This is a genomic window from Bacillus spongiae (assembly GCF_037120725.1).
In the GTDB taxonomy this organism is placed as follows: Bacteria; Bacillota; Bacilli; order Bacillales; family Bacillaceae_K; genus Bacillus_CI; species Bacillus_CI spongiae.
On record NZ_JBBAXC010000013.1, the window covers coordinates 63,663 to 80,345 of the forward strand.

Here is a 16,683-nt window from a genome sequence, read left to right on the forward strand (position 1 = left end):
CTTCCTCCATTACGGCTTGACCTGGGTCCATTGAATGCGTCTAGCTTCGGACGCTGTCCCGACTACTAACATTATGGAGTGCGGATTTTTTACTCGACATACATAATCAAAAAAATGATTCGTAGAAAGGAAAACGCCCTTTGTATCTATTAAAGTGGTTGTTTGAATGAGTTTCTTAATATCAGTCTTGTTCGAATCATGTTTCACATGCAAAATACCTTCCGTTTGTGTGGAATAATTGACAAATAACTCAACATCACATCCGTCCCTAGCTAATAAAGTACATATGGAGACGGTGTATTCAATCAACTCCTCCATGTCCTTTCGAAGATGAAAAAAGCCATTCCCTACGAAATTGAGGAGGATGGAGTAAACATTTCCATGGACTCTTTCGTATTTTTTAGCCATCATTCGATTTTCTTTCGCTGTCGCTAACCAGTGTATATGCCGAAAACTTTCATTTTCATAGTCCTTCGTTCCAATGATGTTTGTTTCATCAAAAAAGGGAGAAAATGTTGTTGTTTTATACCCTGGGATTAAAGATTGTAAATGCAGCTTACTTAATTGATTAAATCGAGGAAACACCTCAAATTCAGGATATCGACTCTCCGGATAAATCAGTCTATATGCGGTTAATCGGAAAGGATCATACAATACAATTTCAAGATGGGATAATGTGTGATACCCTCTACTCTTTGCTTTGAGTTTAAAACGAAGAAGCTTTCTCGATTTAGGTCGTAAATATAGGGTCATCTTATGAAAGCTACTTTCCTGTTCATTACCGTCGACAAACACCATCTTTTTTTCGTTCTCACTCTCAAGGATTACTTCTGTTTGAAACAAAGGGAATGCGGAATCATTCACCACTTCGATGAAATACTCTTCTACATCTTCTACACTTGAGGAAAGTGTATATTGTTTCAATTTCCAGTGGATTTGTCGATAGGTGATAGAAAGGTAAATTCGCGAGAATAATACAAGTATCATCAGCAGAGCTAATAAAAACATCACAGAGGTGTATGGAAAAAAGCTAAGTATAAGAAAAAGAAGGGCCGTGACACATAGAGTAATAGAAGATGAAAAGATTGTTTTCTCTACTTTTTTCTTCATTTTGCCTCAACAGGAACTGGCGAGTGATCCAAGATCTCCTGGATGACATGTCTTTTCGTTGTTTTCACTTCCCCCTCTACGTTCAACACGATTCGATGGGCGAGTAAAGGAAGGGCCAGTTCTTTCACATCTTCTGGATTACAAAACTCTCTACCATGAATGTAGGCTCGAGCTTGAATCGCTCTCATATAGGCAAGCGAGCCGCGAGGACTTACACCGATCTCAATATATTTATGATTCCTTGTCCTTTGAATAATCCCTAATAAATAATCTTCTACATCATCTGAAACTAAGACTTGCTTCATTTCTTCTTTCATGTTTATAACATCGGCTATCGTCAAAACACTCTGAATGGTATCAATCGGATTGGAGGTTTTAAATCGCTTAAGCATCTTTTTTTCATGCTCAACTGAAGGATAGCCTTGCTGAATCGTTAATAAAAAACGGTCCAATTGTGCGTCAGGTAAGGGGAAAGTACCAATTGAATCAAAAGGGTTTTGAGTTGCAATCACGATGAAAGGCTTTGGTAGAGGATACGTTACGCCTCCTAACGTTACATTTTTCTCTTCCATTAATTCAAGTAAGGCGGATTGTGTCCTCGGAACGGCACGATTAATCTCGTCAATTAATAAAACATGACTGAAAACCGGTCCTTTTCTCACCTTGAAATCACTCGTTTTCATGTCAAAATATTCTTGGCCAAGGATATCGGAGGGCAAAGTATCAGGGGTGAACTGCAGACGACTAAAGGTGCCCTCTACACTTTTTGAAAAGCATTTTGCCATCGTTGTTTTCCCAGTTCCTGGGACATCCTCTAATAATATATGCCCATCACTGAGAAGAGCAATCATCATTAGTTCAATTTCAGCTTCTTTATCAATCATGACTTTTGAGATGTTTTCTTTTAATTGATTAAACATGAAATCCTCCTTTAAATATCAATGAAGTAATGCGTTGACATCGTAAATAATTAAGTAAGAATTAAAAAACCGAGGTGTGTCTCTTTGAATAGTTATCAATTCAGGTCACTTATATTCTTAAAGGAATTATGTATCGAGTGACAGCATTCTATTTACCTTCCTCTGTATGTCCTCTCAGCAAAATATAATTTTTTCATATTTTTTACAATCTCCTCTTTATAGTCAGACAGTTGGGGAATAGCATACCCGACAAATACGGGAGACGTCACAAATCTAGGCATGATTTTTATGTAAATGTGCTCATCAAGTTGGTAAAAAAACAAATTATAACTAGTACATCCAATATGGTTTAATAAAAAATGGGTACAATGTTGCATATATTTGGCCATCTGATCAATATCGTTGATCCCATAATGTTCATCCATTTTTATATTTAATTCTGTAAACCCTACTAAAGGGAAATCGGAAATGGTTAAAGACATCTTTCCAACTTGATCAATAATATCGCCACTAAAATGCTTCATTTTTATCTTATTTTTGTAATCAAATTTTTTCAGACCAACAATTTGCATATGAGGATGTCTTATCGTTCCACCTGATAGCGGTCCGTGGTTTTTGTATAGTATTACGGATGCATAATCCCCACTTTTCTGCATATCAAGCCATTTTCTCAATGCAAATCTTAGCAATTTTCTAAGATGGCTCTCTTCATACTTTGAAAGCTCTGATTCACATTGATCCGTTTCAATAATAATGGTTTGATACGTATCTACTAAAGTAGGGTATTTATTTTCCAACCATATGATTGATCCCTCTCTGTCTAGTATATTTGTTAAACTCTCCGTCTCACAAAAAGGACAAGTAGAATCACGATTTACAATGCTTTCAGGTTTATTTTTCGCCAAACTAGATTTAAACAAAAGAAGCTCTTCTTTACCCATCTTTACCCCCAATTATTTCGTTTTTTATCGCTCACTACTTCACGGTGCCTTTTCCTCAAATTCTTTCTGATTGACACGAGTGCATTTTAACAGATTGTTGTGTTTCTATCGTTTTCTCAAATGGAAGGTGGTTTTCAATAACTGTATGAGGGAAGTGAAATACTTGACATGAACGTGCCATCGAAAGCAGGAAAGATAACCTAACCTTCTCAACTATCACTATTGCTTTGCTAAGCGATATTAACATCAATTTATAGTAATTATACCATTATTTAGGTAGTTAATATCTAGATAATATTTTTATGAATAAAAAAATCCCTTATCTTAACGATAAGGAATCATTTTTTTATTACGTTAGGAGACCCAACCATATTCTAAAATCAGTACATTGTTTTACACGCTACACTCATTTTTCATCAATATATTACCTAGACTGATTTATGTTAGTTCCACTATTAACATAAATACATCAACCATTTCCCCGTTCACTTTACACTTTATCCCTTCGAGTCCATAGACGATTCATGAAGTAAGCTCAAGTTTTACCATTTTCAGCTAGAATACTGTAATGATTGAACTAGTCTTCTCACTTCCTTACCTGCTAACCTTGAGTCTGAACGGTCAACTTCTGTCTCCATGGTTGGCCAAAAAAGGAAGCTATGAAATAAGGATTGTAACGAATGGATAAAAAAGATAACACATAAAATCCAATATCCATTCATTTTGCTTCATGTAGTTTTGTCAACTGTTTGTTTTTCCTATCGCCACAACACTCACGTTTCTCTTCTTTCCCTAACACCTCACTATTCCATAATAAAATAGAAATGACTTGTCACACTATTAAACATGACCACCGGGATTTTTGCAGAAAACCGTTTTGCTTTGACGTTACCTTTTGATACTAAATACACTCATTTTCTGTAACAACTTGAATAAAAAACTTGGCAAAGGATCACAATGTTTCCAAAAGTACAATGAAACGTACGGTAAACGCTTACACTTATTAGTAAAGGGATTTCTCATTTCGCTCACCCTATGGAACGAACATGATTATGGCTGAGTCTCCTAACGTAATAATGTTTTTTAATTTCTTTACACTTATAGTATAGCACCTTACATCCCTTTCAATCAGGTCATGTGTGCCACTTTTGTGAACTTATTATATTTCTTTCTTAAGTGATATTAGTTCCTAGCTTATTTCGTTCTAGTAACCCATTGATTATTTCAGTCAGCAATCTATTGTTCAGATGACCTTTCATCGTTTTACTCGATTTATGGCTATACATCTCATTCCTTGTTTTCAAATTTGCTTTCTATTTAAAACGGCATTGTAAATTGCTTTTATACCATTGGGACTTTGAAAAACCAACTGTTCAAATATATGAGTATAGGTGCAGTATGAGGTTGGCACATAGAAGCACTTTTCACTGAAAAGGAATAATGGTTCATAATCTTATTTTTCGGAAAAATGTGGATTTGTGTTATAATTGGTGAACAATAACAAATTTCTAAGGGTGGTCGGCCTTCATCTCCGAGAAAGGGGGTGAGGCCTATGACGGTATTTGAATCATTGATGTTTGCAGTAGCCTTTGCTGGGCTCGTAATGTCGATACTGTCTTTCAACAAGAATGACAAATAGACCGCCCTTTATCCTGAAATGATGGGTGCGGTCTATTTCTAATGGGCCGATCCACTAAGGGAATCGTTATTGTGTTAGAGCGTCGGTGTAGCAGCACCTTCGCTCTTTCTTATTGTATGCCAGAATTGTTTGTCTATGATTAGAATATCATATTTTTTTGTAATGTTCAAAGAACGATTGGATTCTACCTCTTTTTGGTTCATAAAAACTGATCATAAATGCAAAAAACGTTCGATGAATCCCCCTACCACTTCAACCATTCTTTCGTTGTCATTTTGACAATATACATTTTTTCGACTATTTTCTTCTTCTAGAAGATAGCAGTTCGCCAACTAGATTGGATGGGGTTGTTTAGAAGTCTATCGTTTAGATAAAGACTAAATGAGAAATGAGCAATTTAAGAAGAAACTACAGAATTACATACATTACTTCGACAACACATAAATAAACGAAAAATGAAAAGGCATGAGTCCGTTAAAAACTCGAACTCACACCGTAAAAGGTATTATCGTAAAACGTGACTACCTATTTAGGGTCACATCCTCATATAGAAGTTTATTCATAAGCGCTAATAGCATTCTCTTTTACTTCTGTTGGAATCTCTACTTTATCCTTTTCATTTGTTTTATAATCTGCTACAAGACTCGATGCGATAGTAGTTGTTTCACCGTCTAATGTTTGCTCATATTTCACTTCATACTCAATATGTTCCAAGTAAAATTCCTCATCATACGTTGTTACATATTCAAACGAAATGATCTCTGTTATGTCTTTATTGAATCCATTTTCCGAGAATACTTCCTCTATGAATTTGAGTAAATCTTCATTAGTTAAATCTGAATTATCTACAGCTAAATTATATTTTTTATCCTCTTTTTTAATTATAAAAACATCTGTATGTTCTTCTAAAGCCTTAATATAGTCTTGATAAGATTCATTAAAACCAGCTGCAGAAAAATCTTCTCCTAACTCCTCAATTGGTCCATAAACCCATTCTTCTTCAGGTATTTTCACATAAGCTGTTTCGCCATCTGCATATATTTCTGTTTCGCCTTCCACATCAGTCATTTTTGCATACGCCACAGAAGTATCATTCACTGATTCCATTGTAAGCGAATTAGTCATCTCTTGTTCATTCGATTCGATTGTTGATGTTGCTTCAGTCACCATTTCCATACTCGTAATTTCTTTTTCTAGTGCTTTTTTCACTAGTTCTTCCTTTGTAATTTCTTGTTTTTTATCTCCTTCTTCTTTACCAGCTTCTTTTGAGGTAGATTCATTGCTACACGCAACACTTAAGATCATTAATAAAAACATGATTCCAGCTAACTTGATTACTTTCATACTCTCATCTCCTATACATTTTCATTATTTTACCAACAATAAAATACAACTAGATGATTATTTCTATTATTCAAAAAACGAATAACACTCCCTCCTTCATTACTACTGGCTTACTTGAATTCACGAAGCTATACAAAACAGTAAGCATAAACAGATGTATAAATCCAAGAGGTTCATAGCATAAGAGGAAAGTTTTCGAATATGTAGTCCATCACTAAATTTTACCCTTTACGGGATAAACTAGCACTTTTCATCCTGAAGATAGAATAGAAAATCTACTAGCTCAACTCAATGTAGCAGTTTACGAAGGAATCACCCGTTATATTTAAAATGAAAATCCCTTTCCAATTGTAGGAATATAATGATAGGGAAAAGTATAACCTAATAAACTAAAAAAAGCTATAGAGAAAAAGAGACACATTCTTTCCTCATTCTCAATCTTTTTTTTTGCTTTAACGGACTAAATACTGTAAAATCTGCACATATCATTTAATCATGTAACGGAGGTAACAATCAATGGAGAAAACAACACAATTAGCCACATTTGCCGGTGGGTGCTTTTGGTGCATGGTGCAGCCGTTTGATACTCTGCCCGGAATTAAAAAGGTAGTGTCAGGATATATGGGAGGGCATACTAAAAACCCAACATACGAACAAGTTAAAACAGGAGAAACAGGCCATTTCGAAGTCGTCCAAATTACGTTTGATCCGACCCTATTTTCCTATGAAAAATTGTTGGAATTATATTGGCCACAAATTGATCCAACTGATGATGGCGGACAATTTCATGACCGCGGTAGTCAATACCGAACAGCTATTTTTTATCATTCACAAGAACAAAAAATGCTGGCAGACCAATCTAAACAAAAAGTAGAAAATTCTGGTGTTTTCAAAAAGCCAATTGTCACTGAAATTTTAGCTGGAACAACTTTTTACGAGGCAGAAGACTATCATCAAGATTATTACAAACATGAACCGACTGCGTATAAAGAGGATAGAGAAAAATCCGGTCGCGATACGTTTATTAATCAACATTGGCAAAATGACCATCAAAAATAAAGTTCCTTCCTATAGATGATAGCTCAAGAAAAAGGTTTCCTTATTTGTATTGATCACCTATTTCTTGCTATCCATAAGGCGGTAACAAAAAACAGTACTGTCTGTCTACCGTGAAAAATAATCGATAACCACAAAAGGATTGGAAAGAATAAAATGGTGTCATTCACTTTCAGTCGGTTTTTAAAAAAGAAGGACCGTAACAGGTTCAATTTCAACGAATCCATTTGTAACTCTTTTTATTTTCCTGCGTCTACCTTAATGGAGGTGTTATTGTAAAATGAAAAAGATATTTTTCATCATTGGACTTACACTTTTATTATCTGCATGTAACTCGCTTACTCCAGAGAGTCCACCTATGGAAAAAGTAGTGGATGATTCAGTAGAAGAGCAAGCAGAATCGCCGAATTTATCGACTGGAATCGTTGCTGGAAGTATTGAACCTTCTCTCAAAAAGATAGATTCAAGCTCATCTAATACCTTTCAATACACGTTAAAAAATCAGACAGAACGAAAAGCAGTATTGTTATTTCCAACGACCCAACTATTCGATTATGAGGTTCATGACGAATTAGGGAAGCTTCTTTTTACGTATTCTTCTGGAAAGGAATTCATCCAAACTGCGAAAGAGATTGCGCTTCAGCCTGCTGAGGAATGGTCAACTTCCATTTCTCTTCCCAACTTTGAACCAGGGACTTATACGTTAACGGTTTGGTCGAAAGCAATCGAAAATCCATATAAACAAAGTACAACGTTTACCGTTGAATAGTGTATTCTTATTTCACAATATTATAGAATGGATAAAAAATAAGGAAACTCTTCCCTTTCAGAGTTTCCTTATTTCTACTACCCCGTGTATGTGATGGATGTGAATGCAATATACCCTAAAATTACGAGAATTTGAATAAAAATTCCCATTATGCTGCAAATGAACCCCGCTGTCGCTAATCCTTTTCCACCTTCATTAGTATGAACGATTTCATTTATTGCTTTTCTTGAGACGAAAACTCCCGCAATACCGATCAGTAACCCAATGAACGGGATTATTATTGAAAGAATACCCAAGGTTAAGGCCAAAGTAGATTGATTATTTGTTTGAGTATTTTCTACCAAATTCATTTTCTCATCCCCTATACATTTTTATTATTTCACCAACAGTTATATACAACTAGATGATCATTCCTATTATTTAAGAAACGAAAAACACTCCCTCCTACTGGCTAGCTTGAATTCGCGAAACTATACATAGCCGTAAGCATAAACAGATGTATAAATCCAAGAGGTTCATAGCATAAGAGGAAAGTTCTCTATTATGTAGTCCATCACTAAACTTTACCCTTTATAGGATAATCTAGCACTTGGCACTCTGAAAATAGAATAGAACATCTACTAGCTCAATGTAGCAGTTTGCGAAGGAATTACCCGTTGTATTAAAAAGAAAATCCCTTCCAATTATAGGAATATAATAATAGGGAAAAGTATAACCTAATAAACTAAAAAAAGCTATAAAGAAAAATAGAAGCATTCTTTCCTCATTCCCAATCATTTTTTTGCTTCAACGGACTAAGTACTGTAAAATCTGCACCTACCATTTAATCAAGTTACAGAGGAAACAATCATGTCTCATTAGCGAAAACTTGAATTTAAAGTAACCTATCATTATATCTTTTACTAAAGCCCCTTATTATTGAACTACTATAACGATATTAATTTTTCCTTTTCTTTATAGATGGACTTATAGCAATACCAAGAGCCGTACCGAAATACAAGCTATTGAATAAAAGGCAATTCCCGCACCCTTGTCGGTTCCGCGAATTTGAATGTAGCTATATAGAAGTCCACCAATGCTTACAGCACTAAAAATTATACATAATACAAATAGGATCTTATTATTTAAAATGCCTAGCGATTAAACTGCACAACAACCTTGATTACTTACTGAAAGTAGGAAAATCCAAAAAGTCACGAATTTCACCTTCAGTAACTCTTTATACTGAAATAAGGTCCACACCACCCTGTTTCATGGGTTATTACAAAAGTCCAATCAAACGTTTTATTAGTAATATATATATCCTCTTCATTTATTAAATCAATTGCTCTTAACGATGAAGCGTTCTCTACAATTAGGGCATCATTAGTACTTTGATAAAATACGTAGCAGAACTCCTTTAGTTCCCTATCAAATGCTAATTCGGCTGATTTGTTTTTTAAGCTTTCCTTTTTTTCATAACTGAAGATATGCCATAGGTATCCACATACACCATCCTCATCATAAAGATGTATTGACTTCTTTTCCTCATCACTTAAATGATTTGCAAATTCATTCTCCCACTGTCTTCTCAAATAAGTGCCCCATTTTGGTATTTCTCTTGTTTTAATTTTTTTACTTATAAGCGTATCTAATAAATTCATAAATCCCCCGTATTTGCCAACCTTACTATTCTTTAACTTATTACCAACCATTTCAAATATCTCTTCTTCTCCAATAATCAAATAAGCACGACCATTTGCTGAAGATTTAAGTTTGAGATAATGCAAATTATTTATTGAATAGGTAATATATTAAAATTTTATAAAAAATATAGTACCAAAGATGAACAGACAGACTATCAATATATATTCATCTATCAAATTTACGAATACCATTGTAAAAATCACAACATATATTTAATATTTTATTCTTTGGCTTTGTACTCTTCTCTAGTTCTCTCGGCTGTCCGTTTATTTATACCATACTTTTGTATATAAAATATAAAAAGGCGCTTTTCTATTTCAGAAATGCCCCGTTAGTTAATGAATTTATTCTATTTGTTTTTGATTTCCTCTAATAAAGAAATGACCTTTTCATTTTGTTCTATTAACGTATCATTCTGTTTTCTAATTCTAGCAAAATCAAATAAAAACACTAATACAGCTATTGTGATAAAGATAAGCATTGAAGTTCTCCCCATATATACTATTATCCTCAGATAGATATTGAATAGTCCATTTTCAAAAATTTCTAATGAACTAATTACATTTTCAAATTGCTCAACGATTCATATCAGTATGGCTTTTTGAACCACTCTGTTGTGTGATTATATCTTTTTCCTAAAAGAATAACACCATTTGTCATAATCTAATTTCTCTTCATAAAAACGATGAGCCTCTACTCTGTTTAAACCAGACTCTAACGCAACATACTCCGCCCCACTTTCCTTAGCAAAGGTATGTATAAAGTTTAATAATCGTTCTCCGTACCCCTTAGAACGATGAGAAGAAGAAGTTATTAAATCATAGATATAAATATGACGTTTATTGTAAAAATTAACCCTCATGGCGATTCCTGCTAAAGACACTATTTCATTTTCAATAGATAATGCAAACAATTGATATCCATCTTTCTTCATTTCTTGAAATAATTTCAGGTAACTTACTTCTGTCAAATCTGTTCTTAACTGATTCATTACTGGAAATGACTCTATAATTTCCTCACGTGTATTTAGCTCTCTAATTGATAAAGTATTAATGCCTTTTTCCCCCTTTATTTAAATCCTACTACTAGTAGAAAAGCATTCTTCATTTTATTTCCAATTATTCCTCTATTAATTGCTTGCAATACTTCTAGACATCGATTTTCCCAAATAGAATTTAACGTATTAACTACCCTTAGTTCAGCATAAAAATATCTCGTATGATTGGCTTTAACCCACTAATAATAAATTCGATAGCAATAACCATTACAATTAATCCCATTAATCTCATTAAGACATTATTACCTGTCTCCCCTAAAAATCGATAAAGCTTACTCGAATTTCTTAATATTATGTACACGACAAAGCTAACAAGAACAATAGATAAAATCAGCAAAACTTGTTGAGCAAATGTAGACGTTTCTTCCATTAAGACAATCGCATTCGTAATTGCTCCAGGTCCGCAAATCATGGGAATGGCTAGTGGTGTAATCGAGATATCGTTCGTATAGCTTTTCACCTCTGAATCTTTTACCTTCGTTTTCGCAAGTCGAGCTTGTAGCATGTCTTGTCCTAAATAAAAGAAAATTACGCCACCCACAATCTTTAATGAGTCAACAGTAATGCCGAAAAAACGAAAGAGGATTTGACCAGTCAAGGCAAAAAAGACAAGCAGAATAAAAGCGACAAGAGTTGATTTTTTGGCCGTTGCTCTCTTTGTCGCCTCATCTAAGGAGTCTGTCATCGTCATAAAAATCGGCATAACCCCTAATGGATTAATCAATGTAAAAAAAGAAGTGAAGTAAAATAACATTAATTCTAATGAAATATTCATGATCATTCCTACCCTTATACTTTTTTACGGAAAACATAGCTTTCTTTTTGAAAGCCCCCTTTTTCTTCATAAAAACGATGAGCCTCCTCACGTTTTACGCCTGAGGATAGCACCACTTTTTCACAACCGCGCATACTCCCCCATTTATCTACCTCTTGAAGAACCCTATTCCCATACCCTTTTGAACGTTGGGATGGTTCTGTCACAAGATCATACACATAAACATGCTTTCCGTCGTAATAATTCGTTAACATAATGACCCCAGCCATCGCGACTGGATGAGTCTCTTTATATAATACTAACATTCGATATCCTTCTTCAATCATTGTTTTTGTCTGTAAAACAAATTCTCTTTCGGTTAAGGTTGTCCGAAGTTGTGTTAAAAGTGGATAAATGGCTTTCATTTCATCCAACTCTTGCACTTCCTTTAATATAAGTGTAGTCAACTATTACCCCTCCAAGTCAAATTCAAGATAATTTTTCACTCTAGTAGAAATATATAGAATTGTTGTATACTAATTTACAATAACATAAAGGAGGAACAAACATGCTAAAAACACTACGATCTATCTCAAAAGAAGAAGGAGTGAATAGAAGCTAACAGCTAACCCTACACTTCTTCTTCTTTCACATTGACTTACAATATGTAGAAAGTAGGAGAAGAAATGAAGTTAAAATCATTAGCGAATCACAATATTTCTGTGCTTTTTTGGGTACAGTTTTTTAGTACCGTCAGTTTTTTACAACCGATACTGACATTGTTTTATTTCGAAAGAGGACTAACAGCACCTGATATTTTTATTGTATTACTTTGCTGGAGTAGCGGTGTATTAGTAGGTGAAATACCAACAGGCATCTTTGCCGATCGATTTGGTCCTAAGGTTGCATTTATTACGGGAGCGATCATTAAGCTATTTTCAATCACACTCTTCTTGGTTGCGTATGACTCTTGGATCTTTTATATATTATCCGCTTTAAGTGGGCTATCCGCTTCCTTTTTCTCCGGAGCTGATGAAGCACTTTTGTATGAATCACTTAAAGAAAGTGGCGAACAAAATAAAATGGATGCAGCAATGGGAAAGGTCCAGTCAGCTGGTTTCATCTCTAGCCTAGTCACTGCTATTATTGGGGCGATTTATGCAAAGGATTTACAAAATGACCAGTTTGTTGTACTCATCTCTTTAAGTATTGCAGCACAACTTCTTGTCATCTTATTATTGTTTTTGATTAAGAGTCCTCCTAAAGTTGCAGAGAGCACTCAACATCCATGGAAGCTACTCAAATTAGGAGCAAAGGAAATATATCGTACACCACAACTATTGATTATGTTCATGAATGTAACATTAGTATTTATCCCTGCAGTCGCAGTATTTGATAACTTTGTCCAATTATTATTGACAAACGAAGGACTACCCGTTCCATTTTTAGGAATATTATATTCCTGTGCGGCTTTAATCGGATTCTTTTCTTCACGATCAATTGGCTATTTAACCAATAAATTTTCATCTATATTATTAATGTATGGAACTGGTTTTTTAAGCGTAGGTTGCTTACTCCTCTCTGCCTACTTCCAAGATTCATTAGGAATGCTGTTAGGAGTCTTTCTTGTTCTGCAATTTGTTAGAGCGATTCGGTACCCTATTTATTCACAAATCAGTAATGATATCATCCCTTCTCATGTAAGAGCCACCACGATATCATTACTGTCTATTTTAGATTCAGTGTTTGATTTAATCGTTTTTGCATCCTTATACACGGTTGCCCTATCTGGCTTTCAATCTATCTTTGTCGGATGTGCGATTATCGCCCTTATCGGCACATTACTTCCAATTAAAAAGAAATTTGTTCAAGTCGAATGAACATCCTTATTAATGAAAAAATCGTGACATTTCACGATTTTTTCTTTTTAAGAAATTGACACAACCAACGATTATATTCTTGCAGTAGCTCAGCAATCACTTGCAATATTGCTCTGTTTACTTACGGAACTACAACGAATGCCTACAATTCCCCTCTTTTTACTTACGAACTACACACATTACTTTGGTTTCCTAACCCTTTACTTGTCGAACTGGACTCCTTACTTTTTATTCCCTCCTCTTTACTGGCGGAATTAAGTCCATTAAACAGTGCTAATTTCTGCAAAACATTTCATCATTCTAAGTCGTGACTTTACTCCTCACCTAATCCTTTAAGGGAATATTTCTTTGCTCATTTTATATATATGAAATATGGGCAGTTAAATTTAGTTTAGTACCTTGCATTATTAAATACTGGATATTATACTTAAGTTGTAGAATTTATCAGAATAATCAGTAATTAACTCACCGATTAATAATAAACAACATAGGAGGTGCATATATTGAATGTTCAATTTAAAAAAGGGGTTTTAGAATTATGCGTCCTTATCCTTATATCAAAAAAAGATCAATACGGATATGAATTAGCCCAAAATATCTCAAAAAAAATTCAAATGGCGGACGGAACATTATATCCACTACTCAGAAGATTAACGAAGGAGGAATATGTGACAACCTATTTATCTGAATCAACGGAAGGACCACCAAGAAAGTACTACTCATTAACCGTAAAAGGAAGGGATTATATGAGAAAGTTAATTGATGAATGGAGAAAATTTTCAAACGCTGTAGATTTATTTATAGAGGAGGGATTATAGCATGACTAAACAAGAGTTTTTAACGAAACTCAAGCTTCTGTTAGAACGCGTACCTGAAGAGGTTCGTAAAGAAATGTTGTATGACTATGTTGAGCATTTTGATGTTGGGCTAGAGAATGGGAAAATCGAGAACGAGTTAATTGCTGAGCTTGGAGATCCGGAACAAATTGCGCGTGACCTTTTAGCAGATTACAGGATTGAGGTAGCTGAAAATGACAAATCCGTTTTCAATATTATGCATGCAATTATTGCTACTACAAGTCTCAGCCTTATCAACATTGTCTTTCTTCTAGGACCAGTAATTGGTTTAATTGGAGTGTATTTAAGCATATGTACACTTGCAATTACATTAATACTTTCTCCCTTATTATTGTTTTTTGACCCCCTACAGAATCTATCTGTCAGCTTCTTTTTAGCCATGACTTTATGTAGCCTAGGATTAATAATAGGTTTAGGAGTGGTTCGTGCTGGAAAATTTCTATATAACATTATTCTCCGCTATATCAAATTTAATATTTATATTATTAAAGGAGGAAAGGTAACATGAAAAAGTTATTATTTGGATTACTTGCTGTATTCCTTATAGGCATTATTGGAACAGCTGTTTCGATTAATGTGACCGGAGGCTCTTTGTATAATATGGTGTTTAAAACGGTGGATGTACATGACCAAAAAATTATAAAAAATGAAAAGATCAATAATATCGAAATACGCTTTGCATCAACCGATATTCAAGTCACACCTTCTCAAGATGATAACTTCATTATTGAATTGGATGGAAAAGTGGATGAAAGAATGAAGGATGAATTCATATTAGTCGCGAGAGAACTTGGGAACAACCTGGAGGTAGAATTTTTGAACCCTCCTTCTGAGATTGGCTTTTTTTCAATGGTCGATCTAAGTATTTCTGTAAATGTACCCGAGAAAATGTATGAATCGATCGAAGTACACTCAGCATCTGGAAATATTGAAGTTGAAGAATTAAGCGCGAATCAAATCATAGTATCAGCTGCATCCGGAAATATCCAAACAGAGGAATCAAAAGCTGATCATTTTACTATATCAGCAGCTTCAGGAAATATAAAAACAAAAGAGTTAAAAGCTGATCAAATTGCGATAAAGTCAGCGTCTGGAAATGTTACCGTACAGAACCAATCTGTTACCACTTCTTCACTAACGACAATATCTGGTAATATATCCCTATCTAATAAAGACGCATCTAGCAATATTACAGCAAATACTACAAGTGGTAATGTCGATATCAACTATGCAAAACCTCCTTCATCACTATATATAAATTATGAAAGTAGATCCGGAAAAGGTACTGTCAACCTTGATGGAGTTAGCTATAAGGAAAAATCCAATGACCTGATTATTGGCACAATTGGGGAAGGAAATTATAACTTATATGTAGATACTACTTCAGGTAACTTTACACTCCAATAAGAGCAGTTAGACTATCCCTTTATTTCATTACTTTATACAACAGTTATTTGACAGAATTCTTCCTTTTTTCCATTCAATCCTTAAATAAGTAGTTTCTCCTTCCATTACTGATTTCTCCGTCTATTAAAAATCTATTGAGAGGTACACAGAGAATTTCTGTACTAAGTATGGAGTGCCTTGTCTATTTTCTCATTGGACCTTTGACAATCCTTTCTTTCTATCTGGATTTCTTTAGAGTTCCCTCAACCCTTATATAATTTGCAAATCTACACGGAATACTCCCAATCGCAACTCTTTGTTGCAAATTCAACACCATTCCTTCCGATCGACCTCTACTCAGCTGTTTGCATTAACAAAAAAACGAACTCATTTGAGTTCGTTTTTAATTTACTTTCTTTCGGAATAATAGGTCCACCCGTCTTCTTGATAGACACGGCCATCCTTCATTAATTTTCCTAAGGCACGCTTAAACGCCCCTTTGCTTAGCCCAAAAATTTCTTGAATAATGTCCGCCTGGGTTTTATCCCAGTATGGCATAGCTCCGCCTCGTGTCGCCATGTATTCATATATTTTTTCGGCGTCACCGCCCATTTTCTCTTGCTTAAATGGGAGAAAGGATAGGTTGATGGACCCATCCGGTTTCACATCTACAACACGCCCCTCAACTAATTCTCCAAGACGTGGCTCTTTTGTACGCTGGGTTTCATGAACAAAACAACGATACCCTTCTTCCGACAGTACATATGTGCCAACTCTTAGTAAACGGTATACTCTCCCTTTTAGCTTTTGATTATATAGTTTACCTTCAGCATTCGTGGCGATTTCCTTAATAATATTTTCCGTCGCTAGCTTGCCATACATTCGGCCGTTCTTGTCTGTTTCTAACGTAATATACAATTGATCACCTTTTGCTGGCCATAATTCTACGAAGCGTGGGAGATCATCAGCTGAAATAAGCACGTCTTTAGAAATTCCAATTGAAACAAATACACCTAAGTCAGGGTGAACATCAACGACCTCTACCCATCCGTACGTCCCTTGTACAATTGCTGGTATCTTCATCGTTGCGGTTAAGCGACCTTGTTTATCATGAAATAAAAAGACCTCCACATCATCGCCGACTCTTACATCGCCGACAACTTCAGAGTAATGTAGTAAAATACCGTCACCATCATAATCTTGATCTTGTAAAAAGAATCCAAAAGATGCTTCACGATCAACGTTGAAGACTTCCACCTTTCCTGCTTGAAAATCGTACATATG

At 34.8% G+C, this 16,683-nt stretch carries 17 protein-coding genes; 6 read left to right on the plus strand and 11 right to left on the minus strand.

What is annotated here, in order from left to right; all coding sequences use genetic code 11:
- Window positions 1-9: 9 nt before the first annotated feature.
- The 4 genes from WAK64_RS15560 to WAK64_RS15575 all read right to left on the minus strand — a co-directional run bounded on the left by WAK64_RS15560 (window position 10) and on the right by WAK64_RS15575 (window position 5,954).
- Window positions 10-1,110, minus strand: a complete 1,101-nt coding sequence (locus tag WAK64_RS15560; RefSeq protein WP_336587913.1) for a DUF58 domain-containing protein — start codon at window positions 1,108-1,110, stop codon at window positions 10-12.
- Entirely contained in the window at window positions 1,107-2,030 is a 924-nt protein-coding gene (locus WAK64_RS15565) for an AAA family ATPase (RefSeq protein WP_336587914.1), read from the minus strand. Before WAK64_RS15565 ends, WAK64_RS15560 begins: the two co-directional genes overlap by 4 nt.
- Window positions 2,031-2,182: 152 nt before the next feature.
- Window positions 2,183-2,971: a DUF4931 domain-containing protein gene (locus tag WAK64_RS15570; protein WP_336587915.1), complete on the minus strand. Its 789-nt coding sequence runs from the start codon at window positions 2,969-2,971 to the stop codon at window positions 2,183-2,185.
- A 2,194-nt stretch (window positions 2,972-5,165) separates the two neighbouring features.
- Window positions 5,166-5,954 carry a DUF6612 family protein gene (locus tag WAK64_RS15575; protein WP_336587916.1) on the minus strand — a complete coding sequence of 263 codons (789 nt, stop codon included), beginning with the start codon at window positions 5,952-5,954 and terminating at the stop codon, window positions 5,166-5,168.
- A 516-nt stretch (window positions 5,955-6,470) separates the two neighbouring features.
- On the opposite strand from WAK64_RS15575, the gene msrA reads away from it, so the two are divergent.
- Both msrA and WAK64_RS15585 read left to right on the plus strand, forming a co-directional pair.
- Window positions 6,471-7,013, plus strand: a complete 543-nt coding sequence (gene msrA / locus WAK64_RS15580; protein WP_336587917.1) for a peptide-methionine (S)-S-oxide reductase MsrA — start codon at window positions 6,471-6,473, stop codon at window positions 7,011-7,013.
- Between the two features lie 277 nt (window positions 7,014-7,290).
- Window positions 7,291-7,779, plus strand: coding sequence for a BsuPI-related putative proteinase inhibitor (locus WAK64_RS15585; protein ID WP_336587918.1), 489 nt, complete (start codon window positions 7,291-7,293; stop codon window positions 7,777-7,779).
- A gap of 77 nt (window positions 7,780-7,856) precedes the next feature.
- Here WAK64_RS15585 and WAK64_RS15590 read toward each other — a convergent pair whose 3' ends face one another.
- The 6 genes from WAK64_RS15590 to WAK64_RS15615 form a co-directional block, all read right to left on the minus strand.
- Window positions 7,857-8,129, minus strand: coding sequence for a DUF4190 domain-containing protein (locus WAK64_RS15590; RefSeq protein ID WP_336587919.1), 273 nt, complete (start codon window positions 8,127-8,129; stop codon window positions 7,857-7,859).
- Window positions 8,130-8,987: 858 nt separating this feature from the next.
- The gene (locus WAK64_RS15595; protein ID WP_336587972.1) at window positions 8,988-9,422 is read right to left on the minus strand and encodes a DUF4275 family protein; all 435 of its coding nucleotides are present in this window, start codon (window positions 9,420-9,422) and stop codon (window positions 8,988-8,990) included.
- Between the two features lie 392 nt (window positions 9,423-9,814).
- Complete coding sequence (locus tag WAK64_RS15600) at window positions 9,815-9,946, minus strand: hypothetical protein (RefSeq protein WP_336587920.1); 132 nt, start codon at window positions 9,944-9,946, stop codon at window positions 9,815-9,817.
- 141 nt (window positions 9,947-10,087) lie between these two features.
- Window positions 10,088-10,456 (minus strand): GNAT family N-acetyltransferase, encoded by a 369-nt coding sequence (locus WAK64_RS15605; RefSeq protein WP_336587921.1) that lies wholly within the window; start codon window positions 10,454-10,456, stop codon window positions 10,088-10,090.
- A 202-nt stretch (window positions 10,457-10,658) separates the two neighbouring features.
- A complete protein-coding gene (locus WAK64_RS15610) occupies window positions 10,659-11,297 on the minus strand; it encodes a MarC family protein (RefSeq protein WP_336587922.1) in 639 nt (212 codons plus the stop codon).
- Between the two features lie 14 nt (window positions 11,298-11,311).
- Window positions 11,312-11,743, minus strand: a complete 432-nt coding sequence (locus WAK64_RS15615) for a GNAT family N-acetyltransferase (RefSeq protein WP_336587923.1) — start codon at window positions 11,741-11,743, stop codon at window positions 11,312-11,314.
- Between the two features lie 219 nt (window positions 11,744-11,962).
- Here WAK64_RS15615 and WAK64_RS15620 point away from each other — a divergent pair, with 219 nt between their 5' ends.
- The 4 genes from WAK64_RS15620 (at window position 11,963) to WAK64_RS15635 (ending at window position 15,420) form a co-directional block, all read left to right on the plus strand.
- On the plus strand, window positions 11,963-13,156 hold the full coding sequence (locus WAK64_RS15620) for an MFS transporter (protein WP_336587924.1): 1,194 nt from the start codon (window positions 11,963-11,965) through the stop codon (window positions 13,154-13,156).
- A gap of 503 nt (window positions 13,157-13,659) precedes the next feature.
- Window positions 13,660-13,974 (plus strand): PadR family transcriptional regulator, encoded by a 315-nt coding sequence (locus WAK64_RS15625; protein WP_336587925.1) that lies wholly within the window; start codon window positions 13,660-13,662, stop codon window positions 13,972-13,974.
- A 1-nt stretch (window position 13,975) separates the two neighbouring features.
- Window positions 13,976-14,521, plus strand: a complete 546-nt coding sequence (locus WAK64_RS15630; protein WP_336587926.1) for an HAAS signaling domain-containing protein — start codon at window positions 13,976-13,978, stop codon at window positions 14,519-14,521.
- Window positions 14,518-15,420: a DUF4097 family beta strand repeat-containing protein gene (locus tag WAK64_RS15635; RefSeq protein ID WP_336587927.1), complete on the plus strand. Its 903-nt coding sequence runs from the start codon at window positions 14,518-14,520 to the stop codon at window positions 15,418-15,420. The genes WAK64_RS15630 and WAK64_RS15635 overlap by 4 nt, the downstream gene beginning before the upstream one ends.
- A gap of 387 nt (window positions 15,421-15,807) precedes the next feature.
- Here WAK64_RS15635 and WAK64_RS15640 read toward each other — a convergent pair whose 3' ends face one another.
- Entirely contained in the window at window positions 15,808-16,680 is an 873-nt protein-coding gene (locus WAK64_RS15640; RefSeq protein ID WP_336587928.1) for a CvfB family protein, read from the minus strand.
- Between the last annotated feature and the right edge of the window lie 3 nt (window positions 16,681-16,683).